Origin of the sequence: Terribacillus saccharophilus (genome assembly GCF_002272745.1) — a bacterium.
GTDB classification, from domain to species: domain Bacteria; phylum Bacillota; class Bacilli; order Bacillales; family Amphibacillaceae; genus Terribacillus; species Terribacillus saccharophilus_B.
Window position 1 is genome coordinate 33,293 of record NZ_NPBD01000001.1, and the last position, 23,758, is coordinate 57,050.

27 protein-coding genes are annotated in these 23,758 nt (G+C 41.4%); 20 read left to right on the forward strand and 7 right to left on the reverse strand.

The features are described from left to right. Positions 1–14: 14 nt before the first annotated feature. A complete protein-coding gene (locus tag CHH58_RS00160; RefSeq protein ID WP_170937460.1) occupies positions 15–692 on the forward strand; it encodes a transaldolase family protein in 678 nt (225 codons plus the stop codon). 196 nt (positions 693–888) lie between these two features. Continuing rightward, entirely contained in the window at positions 889–1,791 is a 903-nt protein-coding gene (locus CHH58_RS00165; protein WP_095261811.1) for a DMT family transporter, read from the forward strand. Between the two features lie 182 nt (positions 1,792–1,973). On the opposite strand, the gene CHH58_RS18235 is transcribed toward CHH58_RS00165, so the two are convergent. After that, a complete protein-coding gene (locus CHH58_RS18235) occupies positions 1,974–2,135 on the reverse strand; it encodes a hypothetical protein (RefSeq protein ID WP_170937461.1) in 162 nt (53 codons plus the stop codon). 306 nt (positions 2,136–2,441) lie between these two features. Between CHH58_RS18235 and pdxS the strand changes: the two genes are divergently transcribed. From pdxS to CHH58_RS00185, 4 genes are all read left to right on the forward strand, one after another. After that, positions 2,442–3,326 carry a pyridoxal 5'-phosphate synthase lyase subunit PdxS gene (pdxS, locus tag CHH58_RS00170; RefSeq protein ID WP_095233169.1) on the forward strand — a complete coding sequence of 295 codons (885 nt, stop codon included), beginning with the start codon at positions 2,442–2,444 and terminating at the stop codon, positions 3,324–3,326. Positions 3,327–3,345: 19 nt separating this feature from the next. Beyond that, positions 3,346–3,927: a pyridoxal 5'-phosphate synthase glutaminase subunit PdxT gene (gene pdxT / locus CHH58_RS00175; protein WP_095229633.1), complete on the forward strand. Its 582-nt coding sequence runs from the start codon at positions 3,346–3,348 to the stop codon at positions 3,925–3,927. Between the two features lie 205 nt (positions 3,928–4,132). Beyond that, complete coding sequence (locus CHH58_RS00180) at positions 4,133–5,428, forward strand: aldehyde dehydrogenase (RefSeq protein ID WP_095229635.1); 1,296 nt, start codon at positions 4,133–4,135, stop codon at positions 5,426–5,428. Positions 5,429–5,490: 62 nt separating this feature from the next. Beyond that, positions 5,491–5,676 (forward strand): zinc ribbon domain-containing protein, encoded by a 186-nt coding sequence (locus tag CHH58_RS00185; protein ID WP_095261934.1) that lies wholly within the window; start codon positions 5,491–5,493, stop codon positions 5,674–5,676. A gap of 72 nt (positions 5,677–5,748) precedes the next feature. On the opposite strand, the gene CHH58_RS00190 is transcribed toward CHH58_RS00185, so the two are convergent. Beyond that, positions 5,749–7,209 (reverse strand): PLP-dependent aminotransferase family protein, encoded by a 1,461-nt coding sequence (locus CHH58_RS00190; protein WP_095229642.1) that lies wholly within the window; start codon positions 7,207–7,209, stop codon positions 5,749–5,751. Positions 7,210–7,310: 101 nt separating this feature from the next. Here CHH58_RS00190 and CHH58_RS00195 point away from each other — a divergent pair, with 101 nt between their 5' ends. Then, positions 7,311–7,841, forward strand: a complete 531-nt coding sequence (locus tag CHH58_RS00195) for a hypothetical protein (RefSeq protein WP_095229644.1) — start codon at positions 7,311–7,313, stop codon at positions 7,839–7,841. 7 nt (positions 7,842–7,848) lie between these two features. Here CHH58_RS00195 and CHH58_RS00200 read toward each other — a convergent pair whose 3' ends face one another. Continuing rightward, positions 7,849–8,142 (reverse strand): HPr family phosphocarrier protein, encoded by a 294-nt coding sequence (locus tag CHH58_RS00200; RefSeq protein ID WP_095261812.1) that lies wholly within the window; start codon positions 8,140–8,142, stop codon positions 7,849–7,851. A 178-nt stretch (positions 8,143–8,320) separates the two neighbouring features. On the opposite strand from CHH58_RS00200, the gene CHH58_RS00205 reads away from it, so the two are divergent. Continuing rightward, positions 8,321–9,238 carry an AraC family transcriptional regulator gene (locus CHH58_RS00205; RefSeq protein ID WP_095261813.1) on the forward strand — a complete coding sequence of 306 codons (918 nt, stop codon included), beginning with the start codon at positions 8,321–8,323 and terminating at the stop codon, positions 9,236–9,238. Between the two features lie 58 nt (positions 9,239–9,296). Here the strand turns inward: CHH58_RS00205 and CHH58_RS00210 are convergent, their stop codons facing one another. Continuing rightward, entirely contained in the window at positions 9,297–9,839 is a 543-nt protein-coding gene (locus tag CHH58_RS00210; RefSeq protein ID WP_095233163.1) for a TetR/AcrR family transcriptional regulator, read from the reverse strand. A gap of 225 nt (positions 9,840–10,064) precedes the next feature. Here CHH58_RS00210 and CHH58_RS00215 point away from each other — a divergent pair, with 225 nt between their 5' ends. Then, a complete protein-coding gene (locus CHH58_RS00215; RefSeq protein WP_170937488.1) occupies positions 10,065–12,245 on the forward strand; it encodes an MMPL family transporter in 2,181 nt (726 codons plus the stop codon). 191 nt (positions 12,246–12,436) lie between these two features. After that, on the forward strand, positions 12,437–13,192 hold the full coding sequence (locus CHH58_RS00220; protein ID WP_095261815.1) for a GTP pyrophosphokinase: 756 nt from the start codon (positions 12,437–12,439) through the stop codon (positions 13,190–13,192). A gap of 54 nt (positions 13,193–13,246) precedes the next feature. Here CHH58_RS00220 and CHH58_RS00225 read toward each other — a convergent pair whose 3' ends face one another. After that, on the reverse strand, positions 13,247–14,074 hold the full coding sequence (locus tag CHH58_RS00225) for a dihydrodipicolinate synthase family protein (protein WP_095229656.1): 828 nt from the start codon (positions 14,072–14,074) through the stop codon (positions 13,247–13,249). Positions 14,075–14,264: 190 nt separating this feature from the next. On the opposite strand from CHH58_RS00225, the gene celB reads away from it, so the two are divergent. From celB to CHH58_RS00245, 5 genes are all read left to right on the forward strand, one after another. After that, the gene (gene celB / locus CHH58_RS00230) at positions 14,265–15,578 is read left to right on the forward strand and encodes a PTS cellobiose transporter subunit IIC (protein WP_095229658.1); all 1,314 of its coding nucleotides are present in this window, start codon (positions 14,265–14,267) and stop codon (positions 15,576–15,578) included. A 168-nt stretch (positions 15,579–15,746) separates the two neighbouring features. Beyond that, positions 15,747–16,334 carry a hypothetical protein gene (locus CHH58_RS00235; protein ID WP_095229660.1) on the forward strand — a complete coding sequence of 196 codons (588 nt, stop codon included), beginning with the start codon at positions 15,747–15,749 and terminating at the stop codon, positions 16,332–16,334. Between the two features lie 84 nt (positions 16,335–16,418). Next, the gene (locus CHH58_RS00240; RefSeq protein WP_095229662.1) at positions 16,419–16,706 is read left to right on the forward strand and encodes a hypothetical protein; all 288 of its coding nucleotides are present in this window, start codon (positions 16,419–16,421) and stop codon (positions 16,704–16,706) included. Positions 16,707–16,928: 222 nt separating this feature from the next. Further along, entirely contained in the window at positions 16,929–17,090 is a 162-nt protein-coding gene (locus CHH58_RS18240; protein WP_170937462.1) for a hypothetical protein, read from the forward strand. Continuing rightward, positions 17,087–17,566, forward strand: coding sequence for a GNAT family N-acetyltransferase (locus tag CHH58_RS00245; protein WP_095229664.1), 480 nt, complete (start codon positions 17,087–17,089; stop codon positions 17,564–17,566). The genes CHH58_RS18240 and CHH58_RS00245 overlap by 4 nt, the downstream gene beginning before the upstream one ends. 23 nt (positions 17,567–17,589) lie before the next feature. On the opposite strand, the gene CHH58_RS00250 is transcribed toward CHH58_RS00245, so the two are convergent. Together CHH58_RS00250 and CHH58_RS00255 are read right to left on the reverse strand one after the other, a co-directional pair. After that, positions 17,590–18,600, reverse strand: a complete 1,011-nt coding sequence (locus tag CHH58_RS00250) for an STAS domain-containing protein (protein ID WP_095229666.1) — start codon at positions 18,598–18,600, stop codon at positions 17,590–17,592. Positions 18,601–18,870: 270 nt separating this feature from the next. Then, a complete protein-coding gene (locus CHH58_RS00255) occupies positions 18,871–19,719 on the reverse strand; it encodes a YitT family protein (RefSeq protein WP_212551782.1) in 849 nt (282 codons plus the stop codon). Positions 19,720–19,950: 231 nt separating this feature from the next. Between CHH58_RS00255 and CHH58_RS00260 the strand changes: the two genes are divergently transcribed. From CHH58_RS00260 to CHH58_RS00275, 5 genes are all read left to right on the forward strand, one after another. Next, positions 19,951–20,949, forward strand: coding sequence for an acryloyl-CoA reductase (locus CHH58_RS00260; RefSeq protein ID WP_095229668.1), 999 nt, complete (start codon positions 19,951–19,953; stop codon positions 20,947–20,949). 117 nt (positions 20,950–21,066) lie between these two features. Next, positions 21,067–21,207 (forward strand): hypothetical protein, encoded by a 141-nt coding sequence (locus tag CHH58_RS18245; protein ID WP_170937463.1) that lies wholly within the window; start codon positions 21,067–21,069, stop codon positions 21,205–21,207. A gap of 144 nt (positions 21,208–21,351) precedes the next feature. Beyond that, on the forward strand, positions 21,352–22,218 hold the full coding sequence (locus CHH58_RS00265; RefSeq protein ID WP_095235078.1) for a GAF domain-containing protein: 867 nt from the start codon (positions 21,352–21,354) through the stop codon (positions 22,216–22,218). 341 nt (positions 22,219–22,559) lie between these two features. Further along, entirely contained in the window at positions 22,560–22,976 is a 417-nt protein-coding gene (locus tag CHH58_RS00270) for a GNAT family N-acetyltransferase (RefSeq protein ID WP_095261332.1), read from the forward strand. Between the two features lie 238 nt (positions 22,977–23,214). Next, a complete protein-coding gene (locus CHH58_RS00275; protein ID WP_095261816.1) occupies positions 23,215–23,685 on the forward strand; it encodes a GNAT family N-acetyltransferase in 471 nt (156 codons plus the stop codon). The last annotated feature ends 73 nt before the right edge of the window (positions 23,686–23,758 follow it).

Sequence of the window (23,758 nt, forward strand, 5' to 3'; positions counted from 1 at the left end):
AGGAGGGAAAATGCTTGAGAATCTTAATGGATGGATCAGATGCAGATGTATTCCGGAATTTGAACGATTATTTACCATTGGATGGCGTTACTACCAACCCTTCCATCCTTGCAAAAGGAAAGGGAACGGCAGAAGAACAAGTTCTTCAAATAGCAAATCTGCTAGATAAGCAGCAGACACTGCATGTCCAGGTGGTATCCACTAAATACGAACAGATGGTAGAAGAAGCAAAACGGATAATTGAAGCTGTATCTCGAAATGTTTTTATAAAAATTCCTGTATCTCCAGACGGATTGAAGGCAGTTAGAAGTCTAAAGGGGGAAAGCATCAATACGACGGTCACGGGAGTCTACACAACGATGCAGGCCGTGATGGCAGCAAAAGCTGGAGCAGCCTATGTAGCACCGTATATCAATCGTATTGATCTTACTCATAGTGACAGTGAAATCGTCATTAATCAAATTGTCCAGGCATATCAAACGTATGGCTTCTCTACTAAGGTGTTAGCAGCCAGTTTTAAAAATACGCGCCAAGTGATTGGCGTGATGGAAGCTGGAGTGGAAGAAGTAACACTTTCAACAGATATACTAAAGAATCTTATCCATCATAAAGAAACAGAAATGAGCATTGAGGCATTCACGGAAGATTTCACTAGTAGATTTGAAAATAGAAATGAAATGTTTTTAAAATAGTTGCAAGTTATTGAATCCGCTAAGGTTGTTGAACAATCTTAGTGGTATTTTTTTGTTGAAAAAAGAATTGCGCTACAATCTAGCATAGATATTAATTAATTTATAAGAATTTTAAAATAGAACGAGACAATAAAACAATCAAGCTCTAAAATATAAGACAATATACATAATTATGATTGAAGAAGGGGGCTGCATATTGAAACAAAACCAAACTGCTATTTTATTAGTTATATCTATCATTGCAATATCTTTCGCAGCCATCTTCGTGAAATGGTCTGATGCACCAGCAACGATTCTAAGTATGAACCGGATGTATCTGGCATGTCTTTTGCTGGTACCGATTGTGTGGATCAAACGAAAGGAATTTAAAAAGATTGGGCGGAGGGAAGCGATAGCTTTCATATTGTCAGGAGCCTGCCTAGCCGCGCATTTTGCGCTCTGGTTCAGTTCTTTGAAACTGACGACTGTCGCAAGTTCTACCATCATTCTTTCGCTCCAGCCTATTGTCGCGATGATAGGAGGATTTTTGATTTATAGAGAGCGGGCATCCAAAGCCGTGATTATAACTATCGGTATCTCCATTATTGGAGTTGTCATGGTAGGGTGGGGAGATTTCGGATTGCAGACGCCATCCGTTTTAATCGGAGATCTTTTATCCTTCCTATGTGTAATTGCTGTTGTCGGTTATTTGTTAATCGGACAGAACAATGTAAAGAAAGTATCACATTGGATATACAGTTTCTGTGTCTTCCTTTCAGCAGCTGTTTGGCTCAATATTTATAATCTAGTAACTGGGGTTCCAGTACGAGGCTATGACTTTGATGAGTGGAAGATATTCTTACTGCTAGCCATTTTCCCGACAGTAGCGCATGTCATATTCAATATGCTCTTGAACTATGTGAATTCGACTACGATTTCAATGAGTGTTCTGGGAGAGCCAGTAGGTGCAACTCTCTTGGCTGTCTGGTTATTAGGAGAGAAACTAAGCCCGCTGCAAATTGTTGGAGGAGCCGTTGCATTGATTGGGGTTCTTATGTTTTTGGTTCGACAGAATAGTGAGTATCGCGTGGTGGAAGAAAGTAAACAGGAAGTACGTTAACATACAACAGCAAAAAAGAATAAGCAGTCCTTTAAATAAAAAGGACTGTTTTCTCTTTGTATGTCTTGATAAATAGGTAAACAGTTTAATGGAACCCGAATAAAATACCTTCGGGATATAGTCATTGTTAAGATGATTATTTGTTAATAAGCAGATAGTAGAACGTTAAGAGTCTGAAACAATTAAGATAAATCGTCATGCTTATATTTTTCCGCTAACATGCTCTCTATAATTCTTTTTTGTTCCAGAAATTCCATTTTACTCGTCCTGCTCAGAAATTGCGTGTGTATTTGTTGTTCTAAAAAAAGAACGGCATCTCTTAATTCTTGTTCATCAATATTCATTATGTCACACCTACCTAAACTTATAGTTGAACAGTAGTCTTTCCATTCTCATAAAGCAAATTCATTATAAGTCCAAAACTCGTTAAATATGAGTAAGTGATGGAGCAGACAGTGCAAATTATTATTGTGGCCTTACCGATAAAAGAAGCACAATACATTTTGTATTGCGCTTCAGTGATTTGGAATGCTGTTTTATATGGTGATTGAATTGTTATACTCCAACCTTGCGTGTTATACCCTAATGATATGTACAATACTCCTATCAAACTTTTCCGACAATGGGAAAGAGGAGCAGGAGGAGTCAACATGGCGAAAACAGGAACAGATTTAGTAAAACGGGGTATGGCGGAAATGCAAAAGGGCGGCGTCATCATGGATGTGGTGAATGCGGAGCAGGCAAAGATTGCTGAAGAGGCCGGTGCAGTAGCAGTTATGGCGCTTGAGCGTGTGCCTTCTGATATTCGGGCTGCTGGCGGCGTTGCGCGAATGGCGGATCCGACAATTACAGAAGAGGTATTGAATGCTGTTTCTATCCCAGTCATGGCTAAGGCTCGAATCGGTCATATTGTGGAAGCGCGTGTGCTGGAAGCGATGGGTGTCGATTACATAGACGAAAGTGAAGTCCTCACACCGGCAGATGAAGAGTATCATTTGAACAAAAGTGAATTCACGGTACCATTCGTGTGCGGAAGCCGCGATCTTGGCGAAGCTGCCCGCCGTATCGGGGAAGGTGCTTCTATGCTCCGGACGAAAGGAGAACCAGGAACAGGTAATATCGTTGAAGCTGTACGTCATATGCGTAAGGTCCAGTCCCAAGTACGCAAACTAATCTCCATGGATCTGGATGAAGTGATGACATTTGCCAAAGATCTTGGTGCACCATATGATGTATTGCTTCAGATTCGTGAAGCAGGCAAGCTTCCAGTTGTAAACTTTGCTGCCGGTGGTGTGGCTACACCAGCAGATGCGGCACTAATGATGCAGCTTGGAGCGGATGGAGTCTTCGTTGGTTCTGGTATCTTTAAATCTGATAACCCAGCGAAATTTGCAAAAGCTATCGTTGAAGCAACAACACATTATCAGGATTACAAGCTTATTGCGGAGCTCTCCAAAGGACTTGGCGCGCCTATGAAAGGAATCGACATCGCAAGCCTTTCTCCAGAAAACAGAATGCAAGAACGCGGCTGGTAAGAGAAGGGAGATGTGCTCGATGAAAATTGGTGTATTGGCACTTCAAGGTGCTGTGCAGGAGCATGCAAGGATAGTAGAAGCGGTCGGAGCAGAAGCTATCCTCGTCAAGCGCGTGGAGCAGCTGGCTGAATTGGATGGCCTGATTTTGCCAGGTGGAGAAAGTACAGCAATGCGCAGGCTTATCGATCGCTATGATTTCCTGGAGCCGTTAAAAGCTTTTGGTGAAGCTGGAAAGCCAATCTTTGGTACTTGTGCAGGGATGATTCTGCTGGCAAAACGGATTAACAATCAGGAGACGAGCCATCTTGGTTTGATGGATGTGACAGTGGAACGAAATGCTTTTGGGCGTCAGGTGGACAGCTTTGAAACAGAGCTTGAAATCAAAGGTGTAGCAGAGGATTTCCCTGCTGTATTCATCCGCGCACCGTATATTATCGAGGCGGGATCAGGTGTTGAAGTGCTTAGTGAAGATACGGGCCGGATTGTCGCAGCAAGAGATGGACACTATTTGGCAACTGCTTTTCATCCGGAGCTCACCGCAGATACTAGGTTGATGGGATATTTCGTTGAGATGGTTAAAGATGCTGCTGTAAAAACTTAAATATTATTCTCAATAAAAGAAGATCATTTTGTGATCTTCTTTTTATTGCGTGGTTATGTGGATTATTTTCCCTTTTTATCTCCGATTCGTATCCCTTGCAATCTATTCTGCTGTGTATTATATTTTTCCTCGTTGAATATTTGATACGTCAACTAATTGTGTGCAATTAGATGAATCAGCTCTAAATTGCAAAGGAGATTTTAAAATGGAGAACTATCAAGGTCTTTTAATGAAACAGCGTACTTTCTTCAGAAGCGGACAGACGAAGGATGTACAATTTCGTATAGATACACTTAATAGATTGAAAGATTTAATTCAGACGCATGAACAGAGCATACTGGACGCAGTGAAGCAGGATTTGAATAAATCTGAAATGGAAGCTAAACGAGCAGAGGTAGGTCTTGTTTTAGCCGAAATCAACTTCACTTTAGAGAATTTGGTGTCTTGGGCCGAAACGAAGGAGGTTCCTACAGCAGCTTCGCATGAAGGGGCAAAAAGCTTCATCAAGCCAGAACCTTATGGATCGGCACTCGTAATTGCACCATGGAACTATCCATTCCAGCTGGCGGTATCTCCGTTGGTAGGAGCGATTGCAGGAGGTAATACCGCTGTATTGAAACCATCTGAATTGACGCCGAAAACGTCAGCGATACTCTCAACAATTATCAATGATAACTTCCCGGAAGAATATCTGAGTGTTGTTGAAGGGGAAGTAGAAACAAGTACTGCACTGCTCAAGGAAGACTTTGACTACATCTTCTTCACAGGCAGCACCGGTGTTGGTAAAATCGTGGCAGAAGCTGCAGCTAAGCATTTGACGCCTATGACCCTGGAGCTTGGTGGTAAAAGCCCAACAATTGTTCATGCAGATGCGAATCTGGATGAAGCTGCTCAGCGAATCGCACGCGGGAAATTCGCCAATGCTGGACAGACATGTGTTGCGCCGGATTATCTTCTTGTTCATAGCAGTGTGAAAGAAACACTGTTGGAAAAACTGAAAGATGTCATTACTGCAACATACGGTGACAACGTCGTCCAAAATCCAAACTTCGGACATGTGGTTAGTGAAAGACATTTTGACCGTCTTGCAGGCTTCCTGAACAACGGAACAATTGCAGCAGGCGGACAATTCGACCGTTCCCAGCTTATTATTGAGCCGACAATTCTTGATTCTATTTCATGGGATGATCCGATTATGCAGGATGAAATCTTTGGACCGATTTTACCGGTTATCACATATGATGATTCAGCTGACATCATCGATCGTATTGTGAAACGACCAAAACCACTTGCACTTTACCTGTTCTCTGAAGATGAAAACTTCCAGGATGAAATCTTAAACAGTATTTCATTCGGCGGTGGCGCAATCAACGATACGATTAGCCACATGACTTCCCACTACCTTCCATTCGGAGGAGTTGGTGCAAGCGGTATGGGAGCATATCACGGTAAAGCAAGCTTTGATACTTTTTCTCATTACAAGAGTATCTTGAAGCGTTGAAGTAAATAATCAAGAAAAGAGGAGTCAGTCTGATAAGACTGACTCCTCTTTTCTTGATTAATATGAAGTGTGGCGGAACAGAGGTTGATCAAAAGGAGGTTGCTATGACAGGAACTGGTCTATCGAAATTATTTGATGTACAGCACAATCAATTTCTAGTGATTTCGTGTACACAATGCGGTTATTCGGAATTTTATAATAAGCAATCTTCAGAAGCTAGTAATATTTTGGATCTATTTCTTGGTTAAAAGCTATCCGAATAGGATAGCTTTTTTTAGAACCAAAAAAGTGTACAAGGAGTTAAGCTGCTTCCTTTGCTTTCAAAAGGTAGGCGAAGAGGAGCTTGCTGGCTGCATTGCCTGCATAATTTCGCATAAAATCGTGACGCCTTCCCGTAATAGCTTTTCATTTGCATAGGAGTAGCTGAGCCGGAATGTACTATGCTCATTCTCAATGGCAAAACAAGCTGAGCCTGTCAGGAAGGAGACGTGGCGCTTGTTCGCTTCATATAAAAGGACATTACTGTCCAGCCAAGCGGGCAGCTGAATCCAGACATTCAAGCCACCCTTTGGAATATGCCAAGTAACGCCTGAGGGTGCCTGCTCTGACAGTACTGCCAGCACGGTATCCCGGCGACTCTTCAGTGCAGCCCGCAGTCGTTTTAAATGCTGCTCCATCTTGGTAGAATCTACTAACGGAAGAATTACCTTCTGCGGCAGGAGCGGGCTGCCCAAGTCCATGTTCGCTTTTGCTGCATACAGCCGTTTAAAGATAGAACCTGAAGCAGCAATTAGCCCAATTCGGCATCCTGGTGCAATTGTTTTGCTTAAGCCTTTTAGATAAATTACATGTCCTGTTTTATCCATACTTTTGATCGGAAGCGGGGGCTTGCGGTCAAAATAGATATCGCTGAATGGATCATCCTCCATAACAAGGCAATGGTGGCTTTCAGCGATATCGAGCAGCACTTTACGACGCTGCAGCGGCATGATAGTTCCGGTCGGATTATGGAATGTTGGCGTTGTATAAATCAGTTTTGGTTTATGTTTCTCACATAAGCTATGCAGCATATCCACTCGCATGCCATCCTCATCAACCGGAACTGTAAGGATTGTTGCGCCACGGCTGCGGAAGACATCAATGGCACCTGGATAAGTTGGTGCCTCCATGATAACAACATCACCAGGACCGATAAACGTACGAGCGACAAGGTCGATACCTTGTTGTGATCCGCTTGTAATAAGCAAATTTTCTGGTGTGGTAATAATTTTGGATTTCTTCATGTTTTGGACCATTTTCTCCCGTAATGCCAAATCTCCTTGAATGCCGCCGTACTGCGAAAGAATACGAGGATTTTGCATGAATACTTGTGCAATCAATTGATCCATATATTGATTCGGGAATAATGCCGGATCTATCATAGAGGAGGAGAAATGGTAACTCGCATCCGAATCCTGAAAACGAGCATATTGGGAACGATGCAAATAATCGGGAATGCTCAGCTGCCAATCAAAATCCTGCCCTGATTTACTTGGTTCTGATTGCTGATGCGTTTTCACATACGTACCTTTACCCTTGCTCAATTCCAGAAATCCATCTTCTTCGAGCTGTTTGTACGCTTTCATCACAGTGACGAGACTAACCTCGATATCCTTTGCAAGCTGTCTGACTGTCGGCAGCTTCGTACCGCCTGTTAGTAAGCCAGAGCGAATTTTATCGACGAAAGAAACATAGATTTGCTTGGAAAGCGGAATAGCTTCATTTTTATTGATTGTAATCATCTAAACTGCTCCTATGTGTTATAGCTTGTTATAGTGTGCTGTTAGTATAGCATGTTTCCAGTATACTAGGTGATAGATGAAATAGGGGGAAGGAAAATGACATGACGGTAAAACACTATCTTGTTGCTAATAAAAGACTCAAGCAAGGTAAATATGGAAGCAAGCCATTGTGGATTCGGTTTCCTGCTGAAGAAATAGATGATAATGAGTTGAGAAAAGTCTATTTTAGACAGATGCATGAGTGGAAGGGACAGAAATACTGGCTAATATACAAGACGAAAGATGATTATCTCGGTATTGCGATAGAGCGCCGAAAGGATCTTATCTTATCGCATGTTACTAATAAGTTTGTGTATGAATTGGACTGTCCAGATGAAAGGCTTGCTTATGAAGCTCTTTTTCGATTTGCAGAAGAGCAGCTATGGTTTGGGGAGAAGATAGAGTTGTACACTTGCTATGATGGTGAAGAAGATGCTGCCCGACTTACATCGTGTGATACTGTTATTCATTTGGATGCTGGTCTGTACATATCTGGAGGAGCGTCTTTTCCGATCAGCAAGGAAGATCAGATAGCGGATCTGGCTCGGAAATTTAGATGGTGTGATCGTCAGTATGTTGAGATACAGCGTTGATAAAGAATCACTTTTCATTTAGAATTGCATGCACTGTACTCAGACTCATTAAATGTTCGGCTATTGCTGTTATAGCCTGAGCTTCATCTGTCCCGTCTGCTTTCACTATAAAGGAACTGTGTGTACAAATGCCAAGGTTCATAACCTGCATGATGCATTCAGGAGCGTTCTTCAGATCAACGGATTTTCCTCTATACAAGATATTTATATTGGATGAGAAACTTCCGGCAATGCTAACCAATCCGGCTGCATACCGCGCAAATCCTGTTTCGATTGTGACATAAAAGGTTTTTTCAATCATCTTCAATGACTCCTATAGATATAAAATGGTAATCTTATCTGTTTTATTATGCAGTGAATTGGCATAGGAGCGTTATCCCTTTCGTATCATATACTTGCCTAATCATGTCACTAGTCCCATGAAGGAAAAGAATTGATTTATACTATTGCTAAGATGAAGTGGGGAAGGAGGAGGTTTGATGACGGATGCTACGTCAGAAAAGAAATCAACACTCGCTGAATTGATCAATAAATTTGCCCTAAGAGAGGGAATTGGCGAAACTAATATCCCATCGTTATTTTTCATCCACCATACGAGTACCTACGGACCGGTACACAGAGTCTATAAACCTTCTGTCTGCATTATCGTACAAGGTGAGAAGGAGATTCTTTTAGGTCAGGAGCGCTTTCTTTATGGTCCGAATCATTATCTGGTGGCATCAGTAGATCTGCCTGTATCTGGACAAATTCTTGAAGCCTCTGGTTCTGCTCCTTATTTGGCTATGAAACTGGAATTTACTCCAGCTGAAATAATGGAGGTAATAGAGGAGGCTGCTATACAGTTCGTTTCTGGAGATGATTCAAAACGAGGTATGTATGTGAATGAAATTGAAGCGCCAATATTGGATGTGGCTGTCCGATTAACTAGTTTGCTGGAGAAGCCAGAGGATATCTCTGTGCTTGCTCCGTTAATTAAGAAAGAGATACTTTATCGTGTACTGCAAGGAAAACACGGTAGTGCTTTGGCGCAAATGGCTGTACAAGGCAGTTACACTCAGCGCATCCGTTATGTGATCGACCATATAAAAAATCACTATGATCACTCCTTCCGAATAGAGGAGCTTGCTGAAATAGCAGGAATGAGTGTTTCATCACTTCACCGGCATTTCAAGGAAGTTACCGCTATGAGCCCGATCCAGTTCCAGAAGCAAATAAGGCTTCAGGAAGCGCGACAGCTTTTGTTATATGAAGATGCAGATACTACAGATGCGGCATTGCAGGTAGGATATGAAAGTGTCTCGCAATTCAGCAGGGAGTATGCAAGGATGTATGGTTTCCCTCCGCGCACGGATGTCAATCGCCTAAAAGAGGATTGGATGGAATCAGTCGAAGAGTAAGATTGTTGATATAATTTATATATTAAAAAAGAGAAAGGCTGCTGCCCTTCTCTTTTTTTCATTGCTTAAGTGCTGAACTTGGGAGCACCTCTGTTATCATTGCCGCAACGGACTGAGGGGACTCTTGCAAGTCATTCTTGAACCAATGGGTGATGATGCTGAACATGCCGCCTGCTATAAATAACACCTCTGCTTGGTTTAGCTTTTTGCTGAAGACTGTATCTGCTTGCGAAAGGCGACTAATTGCGTGAACAAAATAATCAAGCACCACACCGTGTGTATTAGCGTTAATCTGGCGTTGCAACGATGTAGGGCTGGCAGCTATCCCTGCTATTATGTCTGCAAGTACATCTTGTATATTGTCTTGAGGGTTTATGTTAGAAAGCTGCTCGATAGCGCTTTTTATGCCTACTTCTACAGATGCATTCAACACATCATAAATTGTGTGATAGTACTTGTAAAAAGTAACTCTTGCTACTCCTGCTTTCTTACAAATCTCCGTTATCGTGATATCTTCCAGATGGTTTTCTTCCAGTAATTGATCTAAAGCTTCCATTATATATTGCTGGGAATACAAACTATCCTGTCTCGATTTCCTCAAAAGCTAACACTTCCCCTCGTTCTGTTCGTTTTATGCTCAAAATATCACATTATTATTGAAAGATATTGATACGTTAGTATACTTACAAATGTAAGTACAAACGTTAGCTTTAATGGTGATGCAAGTTTATCCGAATGTGAAAACAGAGTCAATATGCACTGTGATTTCAGCATCCTTACTACTAAACACGATTGTGCGCAATTCATTAAATTGGGGGAGATTAAAATCGCGAAACTTTTATATAGGTTAGGAAAATGGGCAGTAAATTATAAGAAGAGCGTGGTCTTTGGAGCGTTGGCTCTTCTTGTCTCCTTAGCTATCGTAACTGTTAGTTTAGGAACAGCATTCAATGAAGACTTGAGTATTCCGAATACACCTGCTGAAGAAGCCAATGATTTGCTGAGGGATGCATTCCCTGATTCGGAATCAGGAGCGCAAGTACAGGTTGTGTTCAAAGCATCGGATGGTGAGACACTCGATTCTGAAGCATCTAATAAAGTTATTACAGATACGCTAAATAGTATTCAAGAAGATGATTCGGACGTTGTTTCTGTCGCAACACCAGTTCAGCTTCAGAATCTAAATGAAGATAAAACGGTCGGTTACGGTACTGTTACTTTTAAAGATGAAGCGGCAGAAGTAACACAAGAGTCAATTGATAATGTGACGGAGAAAGTCGAAAAGACTCGCGATGCGGGAATTCAGACTGAATTAACTGGTGACGTTGAATTCTCTGGTATGCATTTGGGTGCAGGCGAGATAGTCGGGATCATAGTTGCCTTCCTCGTGCTGGCAGTGACGTTCACTAGCTTCCTGGCAGCAGGTATGCCAATTCTATCTGCGTTAATTGGACTTGGAATAAGCTTGCTGACAATCGTGATCGGTTCTAACTTCTTCGAGATGCAGAACATATCGTTGACTTTGGCAGCGATGCTCGGGATTGCAGTAGGAATAGATTACGCTTTGTTCATCATGACACGATTCAGACAGCAGCTGGCTGAGGGCCATTCCGTTAAAGAATCGGTGGCAATTGCAACTGGTACTTCCGGGAGCGCAGTTGTATTTGCAGGATTGACAGTTATTATCGGTCTGTTGGGTCTTGCTGTAACAGGAATTCCGTTCTTGACAGTAATGGGTGTAGCGGCTTCTATCAGTATCCTATTGTCTGTAATAGTATCAATTACGGTACTTCCGGCAATTCTGGGTATGCTTGGGCACCGAATTTCTCCTTCTAAAGGAAATCGATTCCTGAAGAAAATTACGCGAACTACGGAAGAAAATCCTAGCAAAAATAGGTGGGGTAAATTTGTTACGAGACGTCCCTTGCTTGTTACGTTCCTTTCTGTAGCAATACTTTTAGTTATTGCTATTCCATTCACTCATATGAGTTTAGGTCTGCCGGATGATGGAACAGCGAAACAAGAGGACACAACAGAACGGAAAGCATACGATATACTGGCGGATGCTTATGGCGAAGGCTTCCATTCTACTTTAGTTGTAGCAGCTAAAATCGATGCGGATGAAAATGCCGAAGAAGTCCAGCAGGATTTACAAGCTGTCAGCCAGGATATCAGTGAACTGGATGATGTAAAAACTGTTACTCCAGCAATGCCGAATGAAGCTGGGGATGTATTTATCATCAGTGTGACACCGGAAACTGGACCAAATGATCAGGAAACAAAAGATATCGTAAATGAAATCAGAGATTTGTCCAATGAAGACATGGAATTGCTTGTTACAGGTACTGCGGCAGTTAATATTGATATTGCACAGAAACTGAATGATGCACTGCCAATCTTCGCATTACTAATCGTTGGGCTTGCATATGTCCTTCTTGTATTAGTATTCAGATCTATCCTTCTGCCGCTTAAGGCAGTTTTAGGATTCCTGCTTTCCATCGGCGCAACATTAGGGTTTGTTACGTTTGTTGTCCAAGATGGGAATATGATCAACCTGTTCGGGTTCCCAGGAGAAAGTCCGATACTGGCCTTCCTGCCAATCATTGCGATTGGTATCCTATTCGGTTTGGCGATGGACTATGAAGTATTCCTCGTAAGCCGTATGCGGGAAATATATTCTCAAACTCGCGATCCGAAAGAAGCGATACTCGCAGGTATGCGGGATAGTGGTAAGGTCGTCGTTGCAGCTGGATTGATCATGATGTCGGTATTCGTCGGCTTTATGGTAACGCCTGATGCGATGATTAAATCAATCGGAATGGCGCTGACATTTGGGGTCTTATTCGATGCCTTCGTTGTTCGTATGACAATCGTTCCAGCTGTTATGTCCTTAATGGGCAATGCAGCGTGGTATATGCCGAAATGGCTCGATAAGATTTTGCCGAACATTGACATAGAAGGGGAAGCACTCCTTCATGAGAAAGAAAAAGAAAGAAAAACAAGCTGAGTGTAAAGAAAGAGACGTTCTCACGGGAGAGCGTCTCTTTTCTTATAGAAGCCAAGCTCTAAATTACTGAGGGAAAATGGGATTCCTGATAAGATGGGAGTAGGGCAGTGAATAATTCGCCTTTCGCTGCCCACTTTAATGATAGAAAATATTCCGTGCAGCAAGTAGAAAGGAACGTTAATATGCAGTAACTGACACATGAGAATTTAACGCAGCTTAAAGAACTGAAGACAGAACTTACGAGATTCACCGCCGTATACAAATTCGCTCTGGATGAAGTGAATACGAAAATCAATATCTTAAATGAAGAATTTTCTTATATTCATGATTATAATCCAATTGAACACTGCAGTTCCCGATTGAAATCACCAGAAAGCATTCTAAAGAAAATCTTTAAAAAGAATATTGATTTTTCATTGGATGCTATTAAGGAAAATATCAAAGATATCGCTGGTATAAGAATTACCTGCTCGTTTAAGTCGGATATCTACGCAATAAGCGATATGATCGAGAAGCAAAAAGATATCGAACTTATTGATCGGAAAGATTATATAAAGAACCCGAAACCGAATGGCTATCAGAGTCTGCATTTAATCGTGAAAGTACCCGTATTTTTGTCTGACAGGGAAGAAAGCGTGTGTGTGGAGATTCAAATCAGGACGATAGCAATGGATTTTTGGGCCAGTCTGGAACATAAAATCTATTATAAATATGATAAAGCAATACCGAATCGGCTGGCGAATGAATTAAAAGAAGCTGCAGATTCAGCATCCGCGCTTGATGATAAGATGGAAAAAATCCACAATGAAGTAAAAGAGTTAAAGAATGAAAGTTTAAATGAACAACTCGATAAAGTTCTCGACGTGAGCAGCATGACTGCTACCCGGGACAAGATTATGCAGGGTATACTTCAGCAGCTAATAGACAAGCCGAAAAGACTGGAATAAGATTTGAAATTAAGAACCGTTCATGCTATTTGATGAACGGTTCTAACTAATTCACTAACTGTTTCCGAGAGGTCTTCTGCATTTACCTAAGTCAACGCCTTCATGACTCAATTCTCTTTTTAGATTAACAATAGGTGACCCGTTATAAATTATTTCCAGGACGTCATGAATACTATCGAGTTTTTCTTGTTCTATTATGTTTCCTGATAACAGGTCTTCAAACCATGATTGTATTTTGATAGGTGCTAAATTGCCAGCAATAGAGGATAAACGCGAGAAGCCGTATTGAATCTTCTGACTGAGGTCCCGCTCCCCTCCAGCATAAAGATAAAATGCACCATCTGATAGATTCCTCAATATATTGGAAGCCTTGCTTGGATTTCCTGCTTCTTTTAAGCCAATAACCGAATCTGATTTTGCAAGTTCAAGTATGCTTTCAACAGATAAGTCAAAGCCTGTACGAGCTGGGTTATTGTATAAGATTACTGGTTTTTTAGCCAAAGAAATAATACTTTTGGAATACACTAGCGCCTCGCTTTGAGTAGGTAGGAGGTAGGGAGGATAACCTAAAAGGATAGCAGCAATACTGGTCTTACTGATTTCTTTAGCAAGTACTTCAGCTTCAGATTGTCTGATAGCTGAAACACCGAAGATGATTTCCATATCGCTAACGAGCAATTCTTCCTCTTCTAAAGCTGTTAACAGCTCCACTTTTTCCTTTAGACTAAGGCTATGCTGCTCCCCAGTTGAACCACAAACTAGTACAGATCGAATACCTTTGTTATATAGTTTTCTTATGTGATCTAGAGTACGCTTTGTATCGAGCGTTTCGTCGTTTTGAAAAGCAGTAGGTACAGCGACATGATAAATTTCTTTCAACATGAGCTTAACTCCTTCGTGTAAATTTGTTTGCCGACCGCTTAAGGATCTATTGCTCTAAATCCGTGTGTATGTAGTATTCACCATAACCTAGTTTAACAAGAATTGTATAGAAAATATTTGGGCAGGAAAAACTTCATCGAAATGAAAGCGTTTACATAAACTGCTGTAAATCCGCTGAGGAGGTACAGTTATGAGTAAAGTGAATCAGTTCCTGGAGGAGAAAGTAATGCCTGTCGCTGCGAAGGTAGCGCAGCAGCGACACTTAAACGCACTACGTGATGGACTAATTTTATCAATGCCGCTTATCATCATCGGTTCTTTCTTTTTAATTCTTGCCAATTTCCCGATCCAGTCGTATATGGATTTCCTTGCTGAACGGCCGCAGCTCAAGGAGAGTTTACTATATCCATATCGCGGCACGTTTGAATTGATGACCTTGATTGCCGTCTTTGGAATCGGTTACCGTTTGGCTGAGTCATATAAGGTTGATCCACTTGCGGCTGGTGCTGTATCTTTATCGGCTTATTTCGTCGGCACACCATATGTAACGTATATCATCGGCAAGACACCAGAAGGCGTGGATATAACCGAGACAGCTTATCAGACAGCTATGTTCACAAGCAAAGGACTTTTTGTTGGGATGCTGATTGCTCTTCTGTGTACTGAAATATATCGGATGATTGTACAGCGTAATTTAGTCATCAAACTGCCTGACGGTGTACCGCCAGCTGTTGCTCGCTCTTTTACCGCCTTGATACCGGGATTTTTTGCAATCATTGCAATCTGGGTTATTCGTCTGCTAGTGGAGAACGTCGGTTCTTTCGGCAGTATCCATAATGTCATCACAGTGCTGCTGCAAAAGCCGCTAACATCTATCGGAACGAGTCTTGCTGGTACAATGATCATTTTCCTGTTGATCACATTGCTTTGGAGTACTGGTTTGCACGGAGCGACAATTGTTGGAGCGGTAACAGGACCGATTTGGCTGACGTTGACAGCGGAGAATGCTAAATCCTTTGAGCTTGGCGAGCCCGTGCAGCATATCGTTACAAATGAAATCAATGATATCGTCTTTATAGGAGGCTCTGGAACAACACTGGGCCTTGTGCTGGCAATGTTATTATTTGCGAAAAGTCAGCAGATGAAGCAGCTTGGGAGACTAAGTATCGGGCCAGGTATATTCAATATCAATGAACCGGTACTATTCGGGATGCCTATTGTCATGAACCCGCTCCTGATTGTGCCCTTCATTTTCACACCGCTTATCTCGGTACTGATTACGTATCTGGCTATGAACTGGGGAATCGTTGCAAAGCCTATAGGAATAGTGCCACCTTGGACAATGCCGCCTATATTACAAGGCTATCTGATTACAGGCAGCATATCAGGGGCAATTCTGCAGATTGTCATTCTTGTCCTATCGTTCCTTATCTATTACCCATTTTTCCGGCTATGGGATAAACAAAAAGTAAAGGAAGAAGCTTCAGGAGGAGAAGAGCAGTAATCTGCTCTTCTTTCTACATAGAAAATCATAAAGCCGAAGAAGGTGTGAAAAGATAAGGAAAGTGGAATGGTAACATAGTGAATCTTTCAATATAGAAAAATTGAAATCTTTGCAGGAAATAGTACAAGCAATCGAGAAAGAATAGAAAAAGGCTATAGGAGGGGAATTATGACGACGTCGTACGAGGAATTAGTAGCAGAAATGGAACGTATTTCGACCGTGATACAGAAGTTTCCGGAAAATCTGCAAGGCAAGGTTTTCGACATTATGATGAAGAGCTATCTTGGTGAACGTGGCTATGGCTACGAGGCTGCAGCTGCCGTAGAGGAACCAGAGGTGGAAAATGTACAGCATATTTCGGTCGTCGACTCCAATCGAGTCCAATCAATCAAGAAGCGTCCGATTCGCCGTAATAAGGACTCCTATAGCATGGTGAAAGATCTTGACCTACTAGGTAAAAGCGGTGTGGACCCATTCCGTGAATTCCTGGAGCGATATGAAGTGAATTCCAATATCAAGTTCAATACAGTGGCAGTCTACTATTTGAAGAATGTCCTGCATATACCGGATGTGACAATTGATCATATCTATACATGCTATAAAAATGGCGAGCGGAAGGTGCCAGGCAATCTCAGACAAAGTATTACAGATACCTCAAGCTCCAAATATGGCTATATCAACATGAGTGATAACCATATTACACTTAGTGTCCTCGGAGAAAATCTTGTGGAGTTCGAACTGAAGCAAGAAGCTTAATACTAGTTTAGAGAAAGCGCAAACAAGGAATATATAATCAGAGCGTTACTGAATCATCACAAATGAGTGGAGGGAAGTAACAAGATGAAGAAAACGAATATTGGATTGATCGCCGGAGGAACAGTCGCATTAGCCGCAGCAGCAGGTACCTTTTCTTATTTGAAAAGCAAGAAGGAAGATCCGAATGTGACGGGATCGAATTTGCAGGATAAAGAGCGGGAGGACAAGCTTCCAAGTCCGGATGCAAAAACAGATGATGCAGAGAAAGGCTTGACTGCCTTAGACCATGCTTATCGAGAAGAATGGGTGGCAAATACAATTACACCGACTGAAGAAGAGATTAAAGCAGCGGAAGGAAAAGTGAATAAATGATAAAACCGGCTATGAATTTTACCTCATAGCCGGTTTTTTATGTACATTTTTCAGGTTAGTTAGACTTTAATCAAGGTATTGTAATCGGTGTACAATCTTTTCAAATTATATCCCACAGCTAGTCTCTTTAAATTTGCTGCATTTGTATAAGGATGTTCTTTGTTTTCCATTTGTTTTCTATCTATAATGGAGTTAATAAAAAACAGAGGGAGTAACAATCTCATGACAGCATTATCCTTTTACACCGTTGCTATCATTGCTCTTATTCTGCTGGCTGTAATAGGTGTTTTCGTCGGAATCTATCTAGTATTTAAAACGTACAACCGAAGACGTCAGCAGACTTATATGGCTGAATGGCAAGCAGATCGGAGGCAACGAGAATGACAATGTACCAGATTGTACCTATGGAGCAGTCACAGGCTGAACTTATTGCGAACACATGGAGATATGAAGGTATCTATGCTTTCTATGATATGGATCAAGATGAAGAAGACTTGGCTGAATTCCTTGATCCGGAAGCAAGAAAAGGAAACGTTTATGCGGTGACTCAGATGGAGGAGGTCTTTGGCTTTTGCAGTATCCAATCAGAAAATGATGAAGTCGAAATAGGATTTGGTATGCGTCCAGATTTGACGGGGAAAGGCTTTGGACAGGAATTTGTGTCCTTTCTGGTTGAATACATTATAAAAGCATATCACCCAGAAAAAATTTCCCTTGCTGTAGCTTCATTCAATAAGCGGGCTATTACGTTGTACGAACGTATTGGTTTCCGTCTTACTGAATGTTTCGATCAGCAAACAAACGGTTCGGTGTATCCTTTTATTCGCATGGTTCTAGATGTAAAAAAACTCTCCAGCTAGATAGATGGAGAGTTTCGTTATTTTCAGATGATTTGTTTACCCATTTGCCCAAGCGCATAATAGATTCCGTGCTGTAGTGTTTGGAAACAATCGAATGTGGCAAGCGAGATGCCTGAATTGGAGATCTGCAAGCCAAGCTCCGGTGAGATTCCGACTAGTAATGTCTGCGTACCGATTAAGGATGAAGCTGATCCAACTTTGCTAATAAGGTTCGCCGTATATTGGCTAACGTCCTTATCCAATCCTGTCAGATCGAGCAGCAAGTATCTTGCTTTATGTGCCGGCAAATTCTCAAGCGTTTTGAATAACAGTTCCTCGGATCGTTCTTCATCATATTTACCGATCAAAGGTACAACAACGACATGATCAAGTACAGGAATAATTGGAGAAGATAAATCGCGCACCAGGTTTTTCAATTCCCTGGTCTTATCCTCGACTGTCGCTTCCAGTTCCATAATTTGCTGAGATTCCTTTTTCCGTGCTAATTGATGGATATTCTCAGAAACCGTAACCTCGGAAGGGAAGTAATGGATGATAGTACTTTCGTAGCCTTCCAATTGATAATGTTCTACCTTGTACCATATATTTCTTCCAAACATGCCGCTGAAAATGCCCGCATAATGGGCTGGCAAGAAACGGCCTCCTTCAGTTTTACCTTGGGAAATATTTATCTTATGTTCCCAGCTGTCAACCAATTCTGCTGTCAACGTATGTTTTTCGGGATCAAGATTCTTAATTGTAGTTCTTCCCCAGCCTGCAGAAGCATATGTATTCGTAATCAGTTCCGCAGCTTTATGGATGCCAACATCAGGTTTGTTTTGGAAATACTCTCCGACAACAATGCCTTGCCGATATCCTGTTGTTTCAAAAACAAGATTGGAAACCTCTTCTCCAGAAATCTCCTCTATCGTGTCAAAAAATTCACGCATAGCACTGGAAATCCAAAAAAGAACTGAATCCTGCTCTTCATATATGAATCTGCCTTTATCCAGTTCCCAAGCAAACTGGAGGCCCCCAATTTCTATCTTATCCAATGGTTCCGTACCCCTTTTTCGTGCGTTTTATAGTCCAAGTATCATTATAAATATTATACAGATACAATGCCAGTTCTTTACGGTCCGCAGTAAGTCTTATCTATCATTTCTCTAAATTGTTCCTTTATACCAACCATAGCACATAATACTGTTAGATGCTGGAATGCTATCTAAAAATATCGATATGTTCTTAACTTGTTAATGTGCATAATACAGCTGGAGAGAGGTAATAAATAAGACAGAAGCGTACCATACGGGTACGCTTCTGTCTTATTTTGTAATATCCATAAATCCTTCACCAAATACATCACGCACGTCGTATAGCGTGATGAATGCTTTTGTATCGATAGAACGGACTATTTTTTTTAATGGAAGCAGTTCTTGCTTATTGATGACTACATACAGAATTTCCTTCTGGTTCTGTGTATAATATCCGCGTCCTTCCAGCAGCGTAACACCTCTGTCGAGCTGCGTGGAGATTGTCTTGGCAATTGTATCTTTTTGGTTGGAAATGATGAAGACCGCTTTCTTCGGATTCAATCCTTCAATGACAAATTCCATTACCTTCGTTGCGATGTATAGCATAATCACAGTAATTAGAAGCTTTTCTGTGCCGATGATGAACCATGAAGCTGCTACAACAATCAAATCAAAGAACAATAAGGCAAAGCTTGTATTCCAATCGAGATACTTATTCGCAAGTCGGGCAAGAATTGCAGTACCAGCTGTCGTACCGCCTACTTTAAGTACAAGTCCGATGCCGACACCAGCAAATAAACCGCCAAAGACTGCGTTTACTAGTACTTGATCCGAAGCTATTTCCCAGCTTTCCGTTAAATGAAGGAAGAAAGAATTAAGAATGACGACAATGATTGTATAAAAAACGGTCTGCTTGTCTAGGAATCGGTATCCTATGATAATTAAAAGACCATTCAAAATAAGGTTCATAATACTCGGAGCCCAGCCAAGAGCATAAAATAAAATAATAGTAACACCTGTTACGCCGCCTTCGCCGAGTTCACTTGGAATAGCGAAAATATTCACTGCCAGGGCGAATAGAAAGGATCCAGCCATGAGGAATACCAGGTCTCTGAGGAAGTTCTTCTTTATCTGTTTCATCTGATAACCCCCTTTTAATATGTTGTTTTTTCTCTGATAGACCACGAGATTATATCACACTGCATTATAGCTTGCCATATTACTTGACAAGATTTTGAAAGAATATCTTCCTGTTTTGCAGAAGAGACAGAAAGGGTATTAGCATACGGAGAATGATTTTTTAGCAAAATGCGCATAAATTGTGTCTGATTATAAAAAAGATTAGTATGTAGATAGTAGGAGGGTATGCAGATGAATGAGACATTTAAAGCATTAATTGCAGATAAACAAGGAGAAGATTTCTCCGTTCAAGTGAAAGAATTGGCCGTTGACCAGTTGCCGGAAGGAGGAGTATTGATCAAGGTTCACTACTCCGGTGTCAACTATAAAGATAGCCTAGCGACGATACCAAATGGAAATGTAGTGAAGTCTTACCCTATCGTTCCAGGAATAGATTTGGCGGGTGAAGTGGTATCTTCTGAGGATGAACGATTCCAGCCGGGCGATCAAGTGATCGCGACAAGTTATGAAATCGGAGTTTCTCGTCATGGTGGATACAGCGAGTATGCAAGAGTGCCAGCTGATTATATCGTACCAGTACCGGAAGGAATGACGACAAGAGAAGCAATGATTATCGGTACTGCAGGATTTACAGCTGCGCTCTCCGTTCAGCGTCTATTGGAGAACGGACTGGACAAAGAGAATGGTCCAGTACTTGTTACTGGAGCAACCGGAGGAGTCGGAAGTTTTGCAGTAGCTATTTTGTACAAGCTTGGCTTCGAAGTAGAAGCAAGTACAGGCAAACAAGAGGAGCAGGAATACCTTAAGGAGCTCGGAGCTACTCGTATCATTTCACGTGACGAGGTGTATGACGGAAATCTAAAGCAGATTGCAAGCCAGAGATGGGCAGCAGCAGTCGATCCGGTCGGCGGGGAACCACTCGCATCAGTTCTCAGCCAGCTCAAGTATAACGGATCCGCAGCAGTAAGCGGATTAACTGCCGGAGGCAAAGTCCCGACTAGTGTCTTCCCATTCATTCTTCGCGGAATCAACTTACTTGGAATAGATTCCGTTTATTGCCCGAAACCGACTCGGGAAAAAGTATGGCTGCAACTAGCAACTGCTTTCAATCCAGGAGATTTGGAACGATTCGTTATCGAAGAATTGACGCTGGAACAATTGCCGGATGCATTACCAAAGTTATTACAAGGTCATGCCCGCGGCAGATATCTTGTCCGTATCGGTGAATGAGTGTGACATTTGTGTGTCTATGGAATTTGAACTGTTTGTGAACATCGTCACAAATTGTTTCCCTTTGCGTTCAACCATGGCATAATCATAATCAAATGACTATGTGAGGTGCACAAAATGATTTATCTTTTAATTGTGTTCGCAGTAGCTTGTGTTGTTGGCTGTTTTGCAGCTTGGTTGAAAATGGTCAAGCAAGACGGAGAGCAATTTGCAAGTGTGACGGAAACTCAGACAGAAACATATAAAAAAGCTAACTAAATGATATTAGCGTGCTGCCCTGGCAGCACGCTTTTTTTATATGTCAATTTAACTAAGTTTTCTTCGAAAAACGTGTTATAACCTTATTAAATTAGGGTAAAGGTATGGTATTCGAATTATGAGTAAGGAGAAAGGTACTTGGAAATGAAAACATTTGCAGAAATGACCAAAAGTGTAAGTGCTTTTGATAATTTCGATGAAGCAGCCCAGGGCGTGCTGAATATTATCAGTGAATTCGTGAAGATTAATACACTCTTTATCGCAAAAAATGACAACATTCATAATCAAATCATCAAAGTCGTTAACCAAAAGGATAAGCTCCTCCAGGAAGGAGAAAAGCTTCCCTTTAATGAGACATTGTGCAAGCTCAGTGTCGATCATGGGAGAGAAATACTGATTATCCCAGACTTGACGAAGAGTGAACTATCTCAATCACTAGAAGTAGCAAAGAACCTCGGTGGCGGTAGCTTTATCGGGATTCCAATCTACTTTGAGAACGGAGAAAATTACGGTACTATTTGCGGTCTTGATTCGAAATCATTTCCGTTTACGGAAGAGCATATCCGTTTATTCGAAACAATGGCATCACTTTTGACTTTTGTGCTAGAGCTTGAAAATGCCAATAAGCAGATACAAAATTTGTCGGCACCATTCGTTCCGATTACTTCTGGGGTAGCAGTGCTTCCGATCATTGGATTCATAAATGAGGATAGAGCTGAAAAAATCATCCAGTTATCTTTGCAGAAGAGCCAGGAGCTGAATTTGGATTACCTTGTCATCGACTTATCAGGTATTTCTCAGATTGATCATGTGGTAAGCAATTCTTTATTAAAGATAGCTACTTTACTGAAGCTTATCGGTGTGAAACCAATTTTGACTGGATTCCATCCGGATTTAGCATTAAAAGCTTTATCTCTGCAGATGGAATTAAAAGACATAATAATAGAAGCTAATTTGGAGCGTGCATTGAATAAGATCGGACTAAAATTGGAGAAGCGTGATAGATTGTAAACCAGACAGTGATAATTGTCTGGTTTTTTTGTTTATTTGAGTTCGGAATGATAACGGTTTTCTGGTAGATAGGATTGCATGAATCATGATTGGAATTGATGCACCGGCGCACACAAGGAAGGAAAACCCTCATCTGTATGTGCGTATACTGCTTTCTAGTGTGTTTTGGTACTCTATACAACCATTTAGATAATGGTAAAATAAGGAGGGGAAAAGAATGGAGAAAATGCTTGTGCATAAACATAAGGATACTCTGGCACATGGCATTGCCAAGCCTTGAAGATTGAGTTATCTTTTATTTGACTAAGCCTAGCATTTCTTTCTGGGAGGCGGAAGCGAAAATGAGGATTGTACAAGAGAATAATGAAGAAGCAAGTGAATATATCCGGGAAAGACTCATTGCATACAATGCAGAACAGCTGCCAGAAGAAGCGAAGTCAAACAAGGAAACAGCTGCATTTACGGTTCGAGATGAAGCGGGCGGCATTGTAGGTGGTGTTACTTGTACACTTTACTGGAAACATATGCATATTGATTTTCTTTGGGTGGAAGAAACAAAGCGAAAGGAAGGTCTAGGTGCGAAGCTATTAGCCGAAGCTGAGAATTTTGCCAAACAAAAAGGTGCAAGACTTATCAAACTGGATAGCTTCAGTTTTCAGGCTCCTGCTTTCTACGAAAAACATGGCTATACAGTGTTTGGAAAAGTGGAGGATCATCCAGTAGGACATACCCAATATTATTTGGTTAAGTGGTTATAGGAAACTTCGAAGCTTACATCCGTATGAAATGTGAGGGGCAATAAAGTTGATGACATACGCATTTGAAACAATTGAGATGAAGGCTTTTTCGGGCAAGATGAAAACTGATTATCGGGAAGTTGTGCAAGAATTCTCAAAAAGACTGGCGTTTACATAGTGTGAACCCGATTCCAGGGCATGACGGAATGGCTCTTAGTATCGAGCTGATTTTCAAAAGGGAAGCATAAGAGGTGGAAGTATGCGAATTAGGGAAATAGAAGAAAAAGACAATCAACCAGTCGAACAGCTGATTCGGACATGCTTGAAGGAATTTGGTGCTGATAAGCCTGGAACAGCTTGGAGTGATCCAGATCTTGGTCGTTTCTTTTTCTTGTATCAGCAGCCTGGTTCGAAATATTGGGTTGTAGAAGAAGAAGGAACGATTGCGGCAGGGTGTGGAATTGGCCCTGTAGAGGGACATCCAGAAGTGTGTGAACTCCAGAAAATGTATGCAGCCAAAAATACACGCGGAACAGGTGTTGCACGTGATTTACTGCAGGTAGCTCTTACTTTTGCCGGGCGGCATTATAGTCGCTGTTACTTGGAGACGCTGAGCAATATGACTGCTGCAAATCGTTTTTATCTAAAGCAAGGCTTTCAACGTTTGGAAAAACCATTAAGTGAAACGGAGCATTACGCTTGTGATGCATGGTATATCAAAGATTTATAATTTAATGAAGGAACAACCACACAGCCCAGTGAATGTAGAAACAGTGCTTAATTTAATGTCAAAATAAATTCAT